The organism is Clostridioides sp. LIBA-6622, assembly GCF_056716095.1.
Map to the genome: position 1 here is coordinate 187,638 of NZ_CP196998.1, position 16,471 is coordinate 204,108.

Genomic DNA, 16,471 nt, shown 5'->3' on the forward strand with positions numbered 1-16,471 from the left:
GTTTTTATACGATATTATATGTTTGTAAGATATAAACTAACTAAAAGCAGAGAAGCAACTTAGGAGGAAAAAATGGAAGAAATAGTTTTAAAGATTATAATTCATGCTGGAAATGCAAAATCTATGCTTTATGAAGCACTTAGTTGTGCAAAGGAAAACGATTTTAAAAAGGCGGATGAATTAGTTGAAAGTGCAAACGAAGAAATCTTAAAAGCACATAAAGTACAAACTGAACTTATACAAAAGGAAGCTGGAGGAAATAAGTCAGATATATCTATCTTATTAATTCACTCTCAAGACCATTTGATGACTTGTATGAGTGAGAGAAATCTTATAAAAGAAATGATTATATTAAGAAAAGAAATTCAAAAATTAAAATAAAAAGAATTAAGGGGGATTTAAAAAAATGAAAAGAAAAGTATATTTATTTTGTAGTTTTGGGATGTCAACAAGTTTGCTTGCAGGTAAGATGCAGAAAGTAGCAGATGAGCATAATTTACCAATAGAAGTAGAAGCATTTCCAATCGCAGAAATTGATAAAATAGTTGTAGAAAAAAATCCAGATTGTATATTATTAGGACCACAAGTTAAATACATGCTAAAGGAATTAAAGCCAAAGTTTGAAGCTCAAGGTAAGCCTATAGATATAATAAATGAAGCTGATTATGGAACTATGAATGGGGAAAGAGTATTAAAACTTGCTATAAAGTTAATAAAATCTAAACAAGCGTAGAATTGTAATAGAAAATAATTGGAAATGAGGGTGGATAGATGAATAAATTGGAAAGAATACTTATGCCATTGGCTGAGAAAATAGGTAAAAATAAATTATTAATTGCAATTAGAGATGGTTTTTTAGTATCATCACCATTATTAATAATAGGTTCATTATTTTTATTAGTAGCAAATTTTCCGATAAAAGGATGGGATGAATTTGTAGGTCAAATTTTTGGCTCAGATTGGGCTGTTAAATTACAACAACCAACTGTAGCAACATTTGAAGTAATGACTCTGCTTGCAGTTCTAGGAATTGGATATTCTTATGCTAAACAAATAGATGTAGACCCAATAGCATCAGCGGCAGTTGCAATAGTTGCTTTTTTTATAGTAACACCATTTGTAATACCATATACACCAGAAGGAACAACATCAGTTTATATGGTAACAGGTATACCACTAGGATGGATGGGTTCTAAAGGAATGTTTGTAGGTATGATAACAGCAATAACTTCTGTAAAATTGTTTGCAGCAGTCGTCAAAAAAGGATGGACATTAAAAATGCCAGATGGAGTTCCTCCAACTGTATCAAAATCATTTGCTGCATTAATACCAAGTGCAATAGTTATGATAGTCTTCTTCTTAGTTAAGATAGCCTTTGAAGCTACACCATATGGAAGTATACATGAATTTATATTTAAATTTTTACAGATGCCATTATTAAAACTAGGAAATAGCTTAGGTGCGATGGCAATCGCTTACATATTCTTACACTTATTCTGGTTCTTTGGAATAAATGGAAGTAGTGTTGTTGGAGCTGTATATAATCCTATATTAAAGATTTTATCAGCTGAAAATTTAGCTGCATTTCAAGCTGGTTCAAAAATACCAAACATAATAACTGGTCAATTCCAAGATATGTTTGCAACATTTGGTGGAGCAGGTAGTACACTATCATTAGTCATAGCTATGTTATTAATATGTAAAAGTAAACGTATAAAGTCAATGGGAAAATTATCAATTTTACCAGGAATATTTGGTATAAATGAGCCATTGATATTTGGTCTACCAATAATGCTTAACCCAATATTATTGATACCATTTGCAATAGTTCCAACAATAAATATAATAATAGCTTATTTCTGTATGTCAGCAGGCTTGGTGCCACTTACAAATGGAGTTCAATTACCATGGACAACTCCAATTATATTCTCTGGTTTTCTAACGACAGGATGGCAAGGGGCTGTTTTACAATTAGCACTTCTTGTACTAGGAATATTTATGTATATGCCATTTATAAAAATGTTGGACAAACAATATTTGAATGAGGAAAAGACAAACGTTGAAGAGGAAGATGATGATATATCTTTTGATGATTTAGTGTTATAGGAGGAATATTATGAAAAAAATAGTTATGATATTGGACCAAATACAAGCTGGTGCTGGAGGAAAAGAAAAAAATAATATACCTCCTGCTGGAAAATCAAGTCCATTAGGTCCAGGTATAATGATGGAACCATTTTTAAATGAATCTAAAGTAATAGCTACATTATTTTGTGGAGACGAATTTTTTATAAATAATGAAGAAGATGTAACAAATAAAATGATAGCAATGGTAAAAAAATTAAACCCTGATGTAGTAATTTGTGGACCAAGTTTCAATTATGAAAATTTTTCTAAGATGTCAGCTATATTATGTAAAAATATAAATGATAAGACGGATATATCAGCATTTGCAGCTATGTCAGAAGAAAATGTAGATATAATAAACGAGTATAAAAGTGATATATGTATAGTTAAGACACCAAAAAAAGGTGGAATTGGACTTAATGATTCATTGAATAACATATGTAAATTAGCAAAATCAATGGCAAATAAAGAGGATATAACTTTAATGAGAGAAGAATTTTGTTATTAATTAATGTTCTAATACGAACAAGTCTAAATAATATAATATTTATAATAAAAACAGATTGGTAGAATCTATATAATAAGGAGGGGAATTTTGACATGTGGGGAATGATAGCAACATGGAGAATGGCTCTAGAAGGTATAACTGAGGCATCAGAGCGTTTAGAAAAAGGTCTGGAAGCAGGAGATGCTGTAGAGCTTGCTATAAGAAGAGTTGAAGATTATCCATTTTATAAGTCAGTTGGTTATGGAGGACTTCCAAATGAAAACTGTGAGGTAGAGCTTGATGCTGCATTTATGGATGGTAATACATTAGATATTGGGGCAGTTGCTGGGATAAGGGATTATTCTAATCCTGTCAGTATAGCTAGAAAGTTAAGTTATGAGAAGGTAAATAATTTCTTGGTGGGAATAGGTGCTGAAGAGTATGCTCATAAAAATGGATTTGAAAGAAAAAATATGTTGACTGACAGAGCAAAGTTACATTATAAAAAAAGAAAAAAAGAAACTTTAGATAAAGGCTTGAGTCCATATGCGGGTCATGATACTGTTGGAATGATATCTTTAGATAAAAATGGGAAGATGTGTGCAGCTACTTCAACAAGTGGATTATTTATGAAGAAAAGAGGCAGAATAGGAGATTCTGCACTATCTGGTTCGGGTTTTTTTGTTGATAGTAGTATAGGAGGAGCTACAGCTACTGGTCTAGGAGAAGACTTGATGAAGGGGTGTATATCCTATGAGATAGTTAGACTTATGAAAGAAGGGAAACATCCACAAGAAGCTTGTGATATAGCAGTAAATGAACTTGATAAACAGCTTATTAAAAGAAGAGGAAAAGCTGGTGATTTATCATTAGTTGCGATGAATAATAAGGGAGAATGGGGAGTAGCTACAAATATAGCAGACTTTACTTTTTCGGTAGTAACTGATGAAGAAGCACCTACAGTCTATATTTCAAATAGAGTAGATGGGAAAACTATACATAAGGTTATATCAAATGAATGGATGGAAGCATATGAAGCTAGAATAAAAGCTCCAATAGAAGTGAAAGAATAAATAAGTCATATAATAAAGTAGAGTTTTTATAATAAGGAGATTTTTATGGATATCATAAATAATAAAGTAGATGAATTAAAAGAAGACTTATTAAGTGATATTATAGATATTGTAAAAATACCTAGTGTTAAAGGGGAGTCAGAAAATGGCTTCCCTTTTGGCGAAAAAGTAGGTAAAGCACTTAATAAAGCATTAGAAATATCAAAAAAATTGGGATTTAAGGTTAGAAATTTAGATAATTATATTGGTTATGCAGAATATGGAGAGAGTGAAGATTACGTTTGTGTAATTGGTCATGTAGATGTTGTACATGAAGGTGAAGGTTGGGAGTATCATCCTTATAAAGGGGAAAAAGCCAGTGGAAGAATTTATGGTAGAGGGGTATTAGATAATAAAGGTCCTATAATATCCGCTTTATATGGATTGTATGCTATTAAAGAATTAGCTTTAAAGTTAGATAAAAAAGTTAGGATAATTTTTGGCACAAATGAAGAGAGTGGATTTGAAGACATACCATATTATTTAGAAAAAGAAAAAATTCCTCTTATGGGATTTACACCAGATTGTAAGTATCCTGTTGTATATGGTGAAAAAGGAATGGCAAAGATTAGAATCAAAAGTAAAAATATCTATGAAGAAGACACATTCTTAGATTTTATAGAAAACATGTCTGAAAATGTGCTTGTTACATATAAAGAATTAAGTAAAGAAAATAGTGATATTATATTAGATATAAAGGTAAAATACGATTTTAGTTATAAAATAGAAAATGTATTAGATGAAATAAACTTTAGTTTTCCAAGTGGTATTGAAATGGAAGTTATTTCTAATTTTAATCCTGTGTATTTTGATAAAGAGAATGAGCTTATTAAAAAACTTCAGATAGCATATGAAAGAGTAACAGCATTGGATGGAACTCCAGTAACAACCAATGGAGGCACATATGCAAAAGTAATGCCAAATATAGTTCCATTTGGTCCTTCATTTCCTGGACAAAAAGGAATAGCTCATAATCCTGATGAATATATGGACATAGAAGATATAATTTTAAATGCAAAGATATTTGCAAATGCAATATATGAATTGGCAAAGGAGTAGTTATGTTAGAGATAATAGGAATGACAGTAGAAGACGCTAAAATCATAGAAGATTGTGGCGCAGATAGAATAGAGTTGGTTAGTGCCTTAACTGAAGGTGGATTAACACCAAGTTTTGGTCTTATAGAAAGTGTCGTTAACAGTGTAAAGATACCTGTGAATGTAATGATAAGACCTCATGCAAAAAGTTTTACTTATAGTGAAGAAGATACAATCATCATGCAAAAAGATATAAGTATAATTAAAGATATTGGTGCTAATGGGGTTGTATTTGGTATGTTAGATAAAAATAATAATATAGATGAAAAAAATCTAAATATTTTATTGAAAGGTTGTGATACTCTTGATGTCACATTTCATAGAGCTATAGATGAATCAAATATAATGGATAGTATTAAGGTTTTGAAGGATTATAATAAAATTACAAATATATTAACATCAGGAGGAAAAGGCAATATAGCTAATAACATACAAATAATAAAGAATATGATGCTTAGTTCTAATCATATAAAAATTCTGTTAGGTGGAGGACTTAATTTCAACAATATAGAGAAGATAAAGGAATTAACTAAAGCAAGTAATTTTCATTTTGGTACAGCGATTAGGATAAATAACAGTTCTTTTGAAGGTATAGATAGACAAAAACTTAAACAACTTGTAAATATAATTTCAAAATAGTATAAACATTAAATATTTAATATAAATAAAGAGTGTGAGTTAATTATAATTTGGGTATATGCATGATAATAGGTATTAAGTATGAAATTATTGTTGGAGGAGCTTTACTACTTTTACATAGTCTTGAATATTGATAATGAAAGAAAAATAAAATATGGAGGTTTTAGAGGGTTTATATTTATAAAAGATTTATAAAAGTCGAACGGCATATAATACATATAATTTCCTAAAATTACCAACTTATGACATGAATTCACATATTAATAAACAATTAATGGAGATATTTGTGGATATAAACGGTAGCAAAAATAGCTTTAAATAAACAAATACAAGAGTTATTAACAGTTTTATCCACATTATCCACAGGCAGTTGTAATAATATTAATCCACATAAGCTTTTAAATAACTAAAAATGATAAATAATTCTATCAATTGAATATAAAAAATCATAAAAGTTAATAATAAAAAGAGGATTATGAAAGTTCGTGTAGAATATATTATTAAAGTATAAATTTTCTTATACTGGCATAATTGAAGGGAGATGTACTTATGAACATAATTATATCTGGAAAACAAATCGAATTAACTGATGCAATAAAAAGTAAAATCGAAAGCAAACTAAGTAAGTTAGATAATTACATTCATCCAGACACTGATGTAAAAGTTACAGTAAGTGCTAAAAAAGCAAGACAAAAAATAGAGGTAACAATAGCTACTGTAAATGGACCTATAATTAGAGCAGAAGATATGCAGGAAAATTTATACACAGCTATAGATGTTGTATATGATAAATTAAGTAAACAATTAAAAAAATATAAAAAGAGATTACAAGATAAACATAAAGACAACAAGAGCATAAGATTCCAAGATGCAGAAATAAATCTAGCTGATGAACAAGAAGATTATGGGGATGAAAATCAAGAATTAGTAATTCAAAGACGTAAGAAATTTAGTGTTAAACCTATGAGTGAAGAAGAAGCTGTATTACAAATGGAGTTAATAGGACATGACTTTTATATGTTCAAGAATATAGATTCAGATGAAATAGCAGTAGTTTATAAGCGTCATAATGGTGGATATGGTATAATAGAACATGAATAAAGCAATTTAGATTTAATCATATTAGCTATCGATAAATAAATTATCGATAGCTTTTTAAATTAATATTAAAAGTATAGTTTTTATGGTAAAATGAATAATAGTACAATAAAGAACGAGGAGAGATGTAAAATATGAGCTTTATGGATAATTTATTCAACATGGCAGATAAAAAAGAATTAAAAAAGTTCAATAAAACTGTTGATATAATAGATTCATTAGAACCTAAATTTGAATCTATGGCAGACTCGGAACTTAAAAATATGACAAATATATTTAAAGAAAGATTAGCAAATAATGAAAGTATAGATGATATACTTCCAGAAGCTTTTGCAGTAGTTAGAGAAGTTTCTAAGAGAGTGTTAGGACTTAGACACTACAGAGTCCAAATGGTTGGAGGTATAGTGTTACATCAAGGAAGAATAGCCGAGATGAAAACAGGTGAAGGTAAAACTTTGGTTGCAACTGCTCCTGTTTATTTGAATGCCCTTACAGGAAAAGGTGTACATGTTGTAACAGTAAATGATTACCTTGCAAAACGTGATAGAGACCAAATGGCAAAAATATATGAGTTTTTAGGAATGAGTGTAGGGGTTATTGTGCATGGTCAAAATCCAAAAGTTAGAAAAGAGCAATATGATTGTGATATAACTTATGGTACAAATAATGAGTACGGATTTGACTACTTAAAGGACAATATGGTAATACACAAGGAGCAAAGGGTTCAAAGAGGATTAAATTATGCTATAGTGGATGAGGTTGACTCTATACTAATAGATGAAGCTAGAACACCACTTATCATATCTGGACCTGGAGACAAATCAACTCACTTATATTCAGATGCAAATACATTTGTGTTAACTCTAAAACCAGATGATTACGAATTAGAAGAAAAAGATAAGGCTGTATCTCTAACAGCATCAGGTATACAAAAGGCAGAAGTATACTTTAATGTTGATAATATAACTGATATATCTCATACAGAGTTATATCATCATATAAATCAAGCTTTAAGAGCACATGTAATAATGAAGAAAGACGTTGACTATGTTGCTAAAGATGGAGAAATAGTAATAGTTGATGAGTTTACTGGTAGACTTATGTTTGGTAGAAGATATTCAGAAGGCTTACACCAAGCGATAGAAGCTAAGGAAGGTCTTAAAATACAAAGAGAATCTAAAACACTAGCTACTGTAACATTCCAAAATTACTTTAGAATGTATAAAAAACTTTCTGGTATGACTGGTACAGCAAAAACAGAAGAAGAAGAGTTTAAAGCAATTTATAAAATGGACGTTTTCCAAGTACCTACCAATAAGCTTATGGTAAGAGAAGATTTACCAGATTCTGTATACAAAAGTGAAATAGGTAAATTTAATGCTGTAGCACAAGAAATAATTGAAAGACATAAAGTTAATCAGCCAATACTTGTAGGTACAGTATCAATAGAAAAATCAGAACTATTATCACAAATATTAAAGAAAAAAGGCATAAAACATGAAGTATTAAATGCTAAGCATCATGATAAAGAGGCAGAGATAATAGCACAGGCTGGTAGATTAGGCGCTGTTACAATAGCTACTAATATGGCTGGTCGTGGTACAGATATAGTTCTAGGTGGAAACCCAGACTTCTTAACTAAGAGAGAGATGAGAAGAAATGGATTTAAAGAGGAAATAGTAAACAGAGTAGATACTCCAATAGAAGGTATACCTGTAAAAGGCAATGAAGCTCTATTTGAAGCTAGAGAAGAGTATGAAAAACTATTTGAAAAGTTTAAACAACAAACACAAGAAGAACAAAAACAAGTTGTAGAAGCAGGTGGACTTGCTATAATTGGTACAGAGAGACATGAATCTCGAAGAATAGATAACCAGTTGAGAGGTCGTGCTGGTCGTCAAGGAGACCCAGGTAGTTCAAGATTTTATATAGGTCTTGATGATGACCTTATGAGATTGTTTGGAAGTGACAGGATATCTGGAATCGTAGATAAAATAGGTCTTGAAGAAGATATGCCAATAGAACATAGAATATTATCTAAATCTATTGAAGGAGCACAAAAGAAAGTCGAAGGTAAAAACTTTGGAATAAGAAAGCATGTACTTCAATACGATGATGTTATGAATAAACAAAGAGAAATAATATATGCAGAAAGAAAACGTGTATTAGAAGGAGAAGATTTACAAGAACAAATACAATCAATGACTCATTCTATAATAGAAGAAGCTGTGACTCTTTATACACAAGATAAAGGATTTGATGAAGATGGATTTAAAGAGCATATGTATAATCTGTTCTTACCAAAAGGTAGCATAGAAATACCAGAAATAGAAAAGCTTAATCCAGTTGAAATAACAGAAAAAGTTTACGAAATAGCTATGAAGATATACACTTCAAAAGAAGAACAAGTAGGCTATGAAAGAATGAGAGAGGTTGAGAGAGTAATCTTACTTCAAGCTGTTGATAATCATTGGATAGACCATATAGATGCGATGGACCAATTACGTCAAGGTATTGGACTTCGTGCTGTAGGTCAGCAGGACCCAGTTATTGCTTATAAAATGGAAGGTTTTGACATGTTTGATGAAATGAATAAACATATCAAAGAAGATACTGTAAGATATTTATTTAATATAACAATAGAAACTCCAGTGGAAAGAAAAGCAGTTGTAGATGTTGAAAATCTATCTTCACCATCAGATGGGACACTTCCAACAAGCAAAACAGTTAAGAAAGATGAAAAAGTTGGAAGAAATGACTTATGTCCTTGTGGAAGTGGTAAAAAATATAAAAACTGTTGTGGTAGATAATCTTGGAGGATTAAATGTTAAAGATACAAGAGTATAGACATAGTGTGGAGCAAATAGCTTCAAATTTAGAAGAATTGAGGGTTTCTCTTTGACATAGCTTCATTAATGAAAAAGATACAAATTAATGAAGAAAAGATAAACAAACAGGACTTTTGGAATGATAATGAGTTTGCTCAAAGAGTGCTTCAAGAAAATAAATCTTTGAAAGAGACGCTAGAAGAATATGAAGGCTTAAAAAACTTATTAGAAGATATAGAAGTGCTGATTGAAATAGGCCTAGAAGAAGAGGATGATTCTGTAGAAAAAGATATAGAAAAATCTATAGAATCAGTAGAAGAGAAATTATCTGAAATTAAAATAAAGACTCTTCTAAGTGGAGAGTATGATAAAAATAATTCTATATTATCTATAAATGCTGGTACTGGTGGCCTGGATGCTCAAGATTGGGCTCAGATGCTTTTGAGAATGTATATAAGATGGTCAGAAGGTAAGGGTTATAAAGTTAAGCTTTTAGATATAATATCAGACCCTGAAGCTGGAATAAAGACAGCTACAATTCTTGTAGAGGGAACAAATGCTTATGGATACTTAAAGAGTGAAAAAGGGGTTCATAGATTAGTGAGAATCTCTCCATTTGACCCATCAGGAAAAAGACATACTTCATTTGCATCTATAGATGTAACACCAGAGCTAGATGAGAATATGGAAGTAGAAATTAATCCATCGGATTTAAAGATAGACACATATAGAGCATCTGGAGCTGGAGGGCAGCATGTAAATACAACTGATTCAGCAGTTAGAATAACACATATCCCTACAGGTGTAGTAGTTCAGTGTCAAAATGAGAGGTCTCAACATTTAAATAAAGATAGAGCCATGAGATTTTTGATGGCAAAATTGATAGAATTAAAAGAATTGGAACAAAAGGAAAAAATAGAAGACATACAAGGAAAATATTCACAAATAACGTGGGGTAGTCAAATTAGGTCATATGTTTTTCAACCATATAAGTTGGTTAAAGACCATAGAACAAATGCTGAGTTTGGAAATGTAGATAGTGTAATGAATGGAAATATAGACCTATTTATTAATGAATACTTAAAAATGAATAAAACAGTTTGATAAATATGCACTTTAATTAAGATATATGTATAAGAAGGTTAGTGCTTACTATGCACTTATAGCACTTAGGCTGAGGACGACAACCCTCAGCCTTCGTTCTGTTTATTATTATACTTATGAAAAAACTAACATTAGGAGTGAAAAAATTGGATATAAATCAAATCTTAAAAAAAGAATTTAATCTTAGAGATGAGCAAATAAACAATACATTAAAACTTATTGATGAGGGAAATACAATACCATTTATAGCTAGGTATAGAAAAGAAATGACTGGTGAAATGAGCGATGTCACACTAAGAGAGTTTCATGAAAAATTGATGTATTTAAGAAACCTTCAAAGTAGAAAAGATGATGTAGTTAGACTAATAGATGAGCAAGGCAAGTTAACAGATGAAATAACAAAAAATATAGAAAAAGCAAAGACATTACAAGAAGTAGAAGATATCTATGCTCCATATAAACAAAAGAAAAGAACTAGAGCAACAATAGCTAAGGAAAAAGGATTAGAAAACTTAGCATTGTCAATACTAGAAAATAATCTAGATAACATAGAAATAGAAGCAAAGAATTATATTGATGAGGAGAAAGAAGTTCTTTCTGTTGAAGATGCATTAAAAGGTGCTAGAGATATAATTGCAGAATTAGTTTCAGACGATGCTAAGATTAGAAAATATATAAGAGAATTAGCTTTAAGAGAAGGTATGATAGTTAGTAAAAGCTCTACTGATGAGAAATCAGTTTATGATATGTATTATGATTACAACGAAGCAGTAAAGAGTATGGCTCCACATAGAGTTTTGGCAATAAATCGAGGAGAAAAAGAGAACTTCTTAAAAGTTAAACTAGAAATAAATAATGATAAGGTTTTAAATTACATAATAAATGAATATGTAAATGATAAAAATTTCAAAAATAAAGAAGAAATCGTAAGCTCAATAGAAGATTCTTATAAAAGATTAATTTTTCCATCAATAGAAAGAGAAGTAAGAAATCATTTAACAGAAATAGCTCAAGAAAGAGCTATAAGTGTATTTGGAAAAAATGTTAAAAGTTTATTGCTTCAGCCACCAGTTAAAGATAAAGTTGTTATGGGATTTGACCCTGCATTTAGAACTGGATGTAAAATAGCTATAGTAGATAAAAATGGTAAGCTATTAGATTATACAACAGTATACCCAACAGAACCACAAAATGATGTAGAGGGAGCAAAGAGAGTTTTAAAAGGATTGATTGAAAAATACGATATAGATATAATCTCAATAGGTAATGGGACTGCATCAAGAGAATCAGAAACTTTTGTATCAGAAATGATAAAAGAGATAGATAGAGAAGTACAATATGTTATAGTTAGTGAGGCTGGGGCATCTGTTTATTCAGCATCTGAACTTGCAAATGAAGAGCATCCAGATATAAATGTATCAATAAGGGGAGCTATATCTATAGCTAGAAGATTACAAGACCCATTAGCAGAGCTTGTAAAAATAGACCCCAAAAGTATTGGTGTAGGTCAATATCAGCATGATTTAAATAAAAAGAGACTAGAAGAAGTACTAGATGGTGTCGTTGAAGATTCCGTAAACAGTGTTGGAGTAGACTTAAATACAGCGTCATATTCTTTACTAGAACATATTGCAGGAATAAGTAAGGCCATTGCAAAAAATATAATAGCATATAGAGAAGAGAATGGAGATTTTACATCAAGAGTACAATTGAAAAAAGTAAAAAGACTTGGACCTCAAGCATTTACCCAATGTGCTGGTTTTATGAGAATCTTAGATGGTAAAAACCCACTAGATAATACAGGTGTGCATCCTGAAAGTTATGATATATGTAAAAAAATGATTGAGATAATAGGATACTCTTTAGAGGATATAAAAAATAAAAATATAGACGAGATAGATGAGAAAATAAAAGAGATTAGTCTGAAAAAATTAAGTGAAAAGTTAGAAGTAGGTCAAGTTACTTTAAGAGATATTATAACTGAAATCAAAAAGCCAGGAAGAGACCCAAGGGAAGAAGGAATAAAGCCTATTCTTAGAACGGATGTCTTAAAGATTGAAGATATACAAGAAGGTATGTCTTTAAAAGGCACAATAAGAAATGTTGTAGATTTTGGAGCATTTGTAGATATTGGAATAAAAAATGATGGACTAGTCCATAAATCAGAAATGAGTAATAGTTTTGTAAAAGACCCTATGAGCATTGTTACAGTAGGAGATATAGTCGATGTAAAAGTTATAGGAATCGACTTAAACAAAAAAAGAGTGGCTTTATCAATGAAAAAATAAATAAGTTTATATATTTTTGTAAACGTGATTTACAGAAGATATAAGTATTAAAATCGTACAAATATATTGTAAAAACCAATATTAAAAGAAGTATGATAGTCTTGAAAATCAGGAGGAAAATGAATGATTTTTATAAAAAATGGTAAAATAAATACCATAACAAATGGAATAATTCAAGGAGACATCCTTATAGATGAAGGAAAAATAATAGAAATAGGAGAAGACTTAATAGCACCTTTAGATGTGGATATAATAGATGCAAGTAATAAACTTGTGTTTCCTGGATTTATAGATGCCCATACTCATTTGGGTCTATGGGAAGATGGTATAGGTTTTGAAGGGGCAGATGGAAACGAAGAAACTGACCCAATAACACCACAATTAAATCCCATAGATGGAATTAATCCGATGGATAGAACATTTAAAGAAGCTTTTGAAGGTGGTATAACTTCTGTTTGTACAACACCTGGAAGTGCAAATGTTATGGGAGGTCAATGTATAGCTATAAAAACATATGGAAAAAGAATTGATAAAATGGTAATAAAGAACCCAGTTGCATCTAAAATAGCATTTGGAGAAAATCCAAAAAGTTGTTATGGTCAGGATGACAAATCTCCCCAAACTAGGATGGCTATAGCAGCTTTGCTTAGAGAGAACTTAAAAAAAGCAGAAGAATATCTAGAGGATATTGATGTATATGAGAGCCATGATGATGAGGATTGTGAAAAGCCTGAATATGATATAAAAATGGAAAGCTTAATACCTGTGTTGAGGAGAGAAATTCCATTTAAGGCACATGCTCATAGAGCTGATGATATGTTTACAGCAATAAGAATTGCAAAAGAATTTAACTTAAAACTTACATTAGACCATTGTACAGAAGGTCATCTTATTGTAGATGAATTGGTAGAAGAAGGATTTCCTGTGATAGTAGGTCCATCTTTATCAGAAAGGTCTAAGTTTGAACTTAGAAACCTGACATTTAATACAGCTGGAATACTTTCAAATGCAGGTCTTGATGTATGTATAATGACAGACCATCCAGTAATACCTGTTCAATATCTTCCAATATGTGCAGGCATAGCTGTTAAACATGGTATGAAAGAAGAAAAGGCAATAGAGTCAATTACAATAAATCCAGCTAAGACTTTAGGAATAGAAGATAAAGTGGGTTCTATAGAAGTTGGTAAAGATGCAGATATAGTAATATGGGATAATTCTCCACTAGAGATTCAAAGTAATGTACTTTGTACTATAATAAATGGTAAGATAGTATATGAAAAAAAATAACTTGACAATTATTAAAAAATTAACTAATATAAGAGTGTAAGGAAAATTAAAAAATCAAAGAAGATCTTCGGGGCAGGGCGAAATTCCCTACCGGCGGTATAGCCCGCGAACTACTTAGGTAGTTGATTTGGTGAGATTCCAAAGCCGACAGTAAAGTCTGGATGAGAGAAGATATTTATGGAATATAAATAAGTTTATTTTAGTTTGTTTAAACTATATCCATAAAAACTCGAAGATAAGGTCTTCGAGTTTTTTGTTTTTCCTAAAAAATATAAACATATTGATTAGGAGGAAAGTAGTTATGCAAAATACAGTAAAAAGAGGTAATATGATTTCAACAAGAACTTTGGTGGTTATGTCAATTTTATCTGCAATATCTTATTTATTGATGTTTATTCAAGCACCAATACCAGGTATTTTTCCAGATTTCTTAAAAATTGATTTATCAGATATACCAGCAATATTTGGTGGTATGTCTTTAGGACCATTAGTTGGATTTGGTGTAGTTGTAGTAAAAAATATACTGCAAATGATAACAGCAACAACAACTGGAGGAGTAGGAGAATTTGCAAACATATTAATTGGTGGCTCTTATGTACTTATACTTTGTTATTCATATAAGAGAAGTAAAGATTTAAAAGGTGTAGTAATTGGGTTTGTATTAGGGACAATAGCTATGACTATAATTGGTTCATTAGTGAATTATTTTGTAATGTTACCACTTTATGGTCAATTAATGGGACTAGATGCTATAATAGGTCTAGGTTCAGCTATAAATCCTCAAGTTCATGACTTATTTACTTTTGTAATTTGGATGATAGCTCCATTTAATGTATTAAAGGCTGTCATAATATCTTTAGTAACATTACCACTTTACAAAAAAATGGGTAATGTAATAAAAAAATAATTAGACAAGAAAAAATAAAATTTTAAAATTAAACGCATTGAATAGCCATAATTTATTTGTAACTTCAGTCCTATACTGTGATTGATATATTAAATATATTATGGCTTTATTAATTTATCAAAAATTGTATATGCAATAAGAAATATTTAGACAAGTTTAATTTTTGAAATAAAGGAAGAATTAAAACGATTAACTATTAAAAAACTAAAAAGGTATCTATAATACACAGAGCGAATTCATAATAAAGAAAAAATAAAGTTATTATTAAAAATAAATAAAGATTTAGAACAGATTTTTTAATAATATCTAATTTAATAATGATAGGAGTGTAGATAGATGAACATACCTGAAAGATTGAAAAAATTATTTTTAGATGATAAAGGGTATTATTTTAATAGTAATTGGGAAAATATTCATATCAGTATTGATAACACAAAGTTAGAAATGCCTTTAAAACATATTACAAATGAATATATTCAAAATATGGAAAGTGTAAAGTATGATTATCGTGAATTAAAAAATATAAAAAATCAAACTGATGGTATGTGTATAATAGCGATAAGGCAGAATTATAAAGCATTAGAATATGTAAAAAAACAAACAGATGAATTATGTTTAGAGGCAATAAGGTATAATTATAAAGCACTAGAATATGTAAAAGAGCAAACAGATGAAATATGTATGGAAGCTATAAAAAAAGACTGTAATGCACTTAAGTATGTACGAAACAAAACGAATAATCTTATTATAAAAGTAATAAAGTGCTCTTCTAATATAGATGTTGTAAGTATTTTAAAAGCTTTAGAGGTTCAAACAATAAGTATATGTTTAGAAGCAATTAAAAAAGATGGTAGGTGTCTTGCATATGTTAGAGAGCAGAGTGAAGAATTATGTATGGAAGCTATTAAGCAAAATTACAAAGCATTACAATATGTAAAAAAACAAACAGATAAAATGTGTATGGAAGCTGTAAATCAAAATGGTATGGCATTGCAATATGTAAATAAACAAACAGATAAAATATGTATGGAGGCTGTCAAACAAGATGGAAGAAGCCTGCAGTTTGTTAATAATAAGACAGAAGCAATATGTATAGAAGCTATAAAACATTTAGATAAAAGATATAATATTAAAAATGTGTTAAGTTACATAGATAGGTATACAGAAGATATGTGTATAGAAATTGTAAGGCAAAATGGAAAGATGTTAATGTATATAAAAAATCAGACAGAGAGAATGTGCATTGAAGCAGTAAAGGAGAATTATAAATCTCTCAAGTACGTAAAAGAACAATCTGAGAAAATATGTAGAGAAGCCTTAAAACAGAATTGCAAGGCAAAAGAATATGTAAAAATTTCTATTGAAGAATGTATATAGGATTATTAATATTGAAAGATAAAAAAGATAAATAGAAATACTTTATAATAATTGAGGCTTATACTATAATTAATTAAGCAGTGATATAAATTCACATGACGATTATATCAAAATGGA

14 protein-coding genes and 1 riboswitch are annotated in these 16,471 nt (G+C 29.9%); all 14 genes read left to right on the forward strand.

Annotated features, from left to right (window positions below):
• The first annotated feature begins 72 nt into the window (after positions 1-72).
• The 14 genes from ACTG47_RS01235 (at position 73) to ACTG47_RS01300 (ending at position 16,354) form a co-directional block, all read left to right on the forward strand.
• On the forward strand, positions 73-381 hold the full coding sequence (locus ACTG47_RS01235) for a PTS sugar transporter subunit IIA (RefSeq protein WP_169469741.1): 309 nt from the start codon (positions 73-75) through the stop codon (positions 379-381).
• A 25-nt stretch (positions 382-406) separates the two neighbouring features.
• Positions 407-733, forward strand: coding sequence for a PTS sugar transporter subunit IIB (locus tag ACTG47_RS01240; RefSeq protein ID WP_169469740.1), 327 nt, complete (start codon positions 407-409; stop codon positions 731-733).
• A 38-nt stretch (positions 734-771) separates the two neighbouring features.
• Positions 772-2,106: a PTS cellobiose transporter subunit IIC gene (gene celB, locus ACTG47_RS01245; protein ID WP_169469739.1), complete on the forward strand. Its 1,335-nt coding sequence runs from the start codon at positions 772-774 to the stop codon at positions 2,104-2,106.
• Between the two features lie 10 nt (positions 2,107-2,116).
• Positions 2,117-2,635 carry a GrdB-related putative oxidoreductase gene (locus ACTG47_RS01250; RefSeq protein WP_169469738.1) on the forward strand — a complete coding sequence of 173 codons (519 nt, stop codon included), beginning with the start codon at positions 2,117-2,119 and terminating at the stop codon, positions 2,633-2,635.
• 92 nt (positions 2,636-2,727) lie between these two features.
• Positions 2,728-3,687, forward strand: a complete 960-nt coding sequence (locus ACTG47_RS01255; RefSeq protein ID WP_479925809.1) for a glycosylasparaginase — start codon at positions 2,728-2,730, stop codon at positions 3,685-3,687.
• 45 nt (positions 3,688-3,732) lie between these two features.
• The gene (locus ACTG47_RS01260; RefSeq protein WP_479925810.1) at positions 3,733-4,785 is read left to right on the forward strand and encodes a Sapep family Mn(2+)-dependent dipeptidase; all 1,053 of its coding nucleotides are present in this window, start codon (positions 3,733-3,735) and stop codon (positions 4,783-4,785) included.
• Between the two features lie 2 nt (positions 4,786-4,787).
• Positions 4,788-5,462 carry a copper homeostasis protein CutC gene (locus tag ACTG47_RS01265; protein ID WP_479925811.1) on the forward strand — a complete coding sequence of 225 codons (675 nt, stop codon included), beginning with the start codon at positions 4,788-4,790 and terminating at the stop codon, positions 5,460-5,462.
• A gap of 549 nt (positions 5,463-6,011) precedes the next feature.
• On the forward strand, positions 6,012-6,563 hold the full coding sequence (gene hpf, locus ACTG47_RS01270) for a ribosome hibernation-promoting factor, HPF/YfiA family (protein ID WP_169469734.1): 552 nt from the start codon (positions 6,012-6,014) through the stop codon (positions 6,561-6,563).
• A 131-nt stretch (positions 6,564-6,694) separates the two neighbouring features.
• A complete protein-coding gene (gene secA, locus ACTG47_RS01275; RefSeq protein ID WP_169469733.1) occupies positions 6,695-9,370 on the forward strand; it encodes a preprotein translocase subunit SecA in 2,676 nt (891 codons plus the stop codon).
• A gap of 14 nt (positions 9,371-9,384) precedes the next feature.
• Positions 9,385-10,492 (forward strand): peptide chain release factor 2 gene (prfB, locus tag ACTG47_RS01280; RefSeq protein WP_479925812.1). Its coding sequence is split into 2 segments (ribosomal slippage): positions 9,385-9,459 and positions 9,461-10,492, totalling 1,107 coding nucleotides; the frame shifts between segments, so codons are not numbered across the junction.
• Between the two features lie 146 nt (positions 10,493-10,638).
• A complete protein-coding gene (locus tag ACTG47_RS01285; protein WP_479925813.1) occupies positions 10,639-12,780 on the forward strand; it encodes a Tex family protein in 2,142 nt (713 codons plus the stop codon).
• Between the two features lie 123 nt (positions 12,781-12,903).
• Complete coding sequence (locus tag ACTG47_RS01290) at positions 12,904-14,070, forward strand: amidohydrolase (protein ID WP_169469730.1); 1,167 nt, start codon at positions 12,904-12,906, stop codon at positions 14,068-14,070.
• Positions 14,071-14,129: 59 nt separating this feature from the next.
• Positions 14,130-14,247, forward strand: a riboswitch (FMN riboswitch).
• Between the two features lie 124 nt (positions 14,248-14,371).
• Entirely contained in the window at positions 14,372-14,977 is a 606-nt protein-coding gene (locus ACTG47_RS01295) for an ECF transporter S component (RefSeq protein WP_169469729.1), read from the forward strand.
• 336 nt (positions 14,978-15,313) lie between these two features.
• Positions 15,314-16,354 carry a DUF4116 domain-containing protein gene (locus tag ACTG47_RS01300; protein ID WP_479925814.1) on the forward strand — a complete coding sequence of 347 codons (1,041 nt, stop codon included), beginning with the start codon at positions 15,314-15,316 and terminating at the stop codon, positions 16,352-16,354.
• Positions 16,355-16,471 lie beyond the last annotated feature (117 nt).

Bases quoted from the DNA above. Each gene is read 5' to 3' on its own strand.
- secA (WP_169469733.1), top strand. From the start codon at position 6,695: ATGAGCTTTATGGATAATTTATTCAACATGGCAGATAAAAAAGAATTA.
- celB (WP_169469739.1), top strand. From the start codon at position 772: ATGAATAAATTGGAAAGAATACTTATGCCATTGGCTGAGAAAATAGGT.
- ACTG47_RS01250 (WP_169469738.1), top strand. From the start codon at position 2,117: ATGAAAAAAATAGTTATGATATTGGACCAAATACAAGCTGGTGCTGGA.
- hpf (WP_169469734.1), top strand. From the start codon at position 6,012: ATGAACATAATTATATCTGGAAAACAAATCGAATTAACTGATGCAATA.
- ACTG47_RS01260 (WP_479925810.1), top strand. From the start codon at position 3,733: ATGGATATCATAAATAATAAAGTAGATGAATTAAAAGAAGACTTATTA.
- ACTG47_RS01265 (WP_479925811.1), top strand. From the start codon at position 4,788: ATGTTAGAGATAATAGGAATGACAGTAGAAGACGCTAAAATCATAGAA.
- ACTG47_RS01295 (WP_169469729.1), top strand. From the start codon at position 14,372: ATGCAAAATACAGTAAAAAGAGGTAATATGATTTCAACAAGAACTTTG.
- ACTG47_RS01240 (WP_169469740.1), top strand. From the start codon at position 407: ATGAAAAGAAAAGTATATTTATTTTGTAGTTTTGGGATGTCAACAAGT.
- ACTG47_RS01300 (WP_479925814.1), top strand. From the start codon at position 15,314: ATGAACATACCTGAAAGATTGAAAAAATTATTTTTAGATGATAAAGGG.
- ACTG47_RS01290 (WP_169469730.1), top strand. From the start codon at position 12,904: ATGATTTTTATAAAAAATGGTAAAATAAATACCATAACAAATGGAATA.
- ACTG47_RS01255 (WP_479925809.1), top strand. From the start codon at position 2,728: ATGTGGGGAATGATAGCAACATGGAGAATGGCTCTAGAAGGTATAACT.
- ACTG47_RS01235 (WP_169469741.1), top strand. From the start codon at position 73: ATGGAAGAAATAGTTTTAAAGATTATAATTCATGCTGGAAATGCAAAA.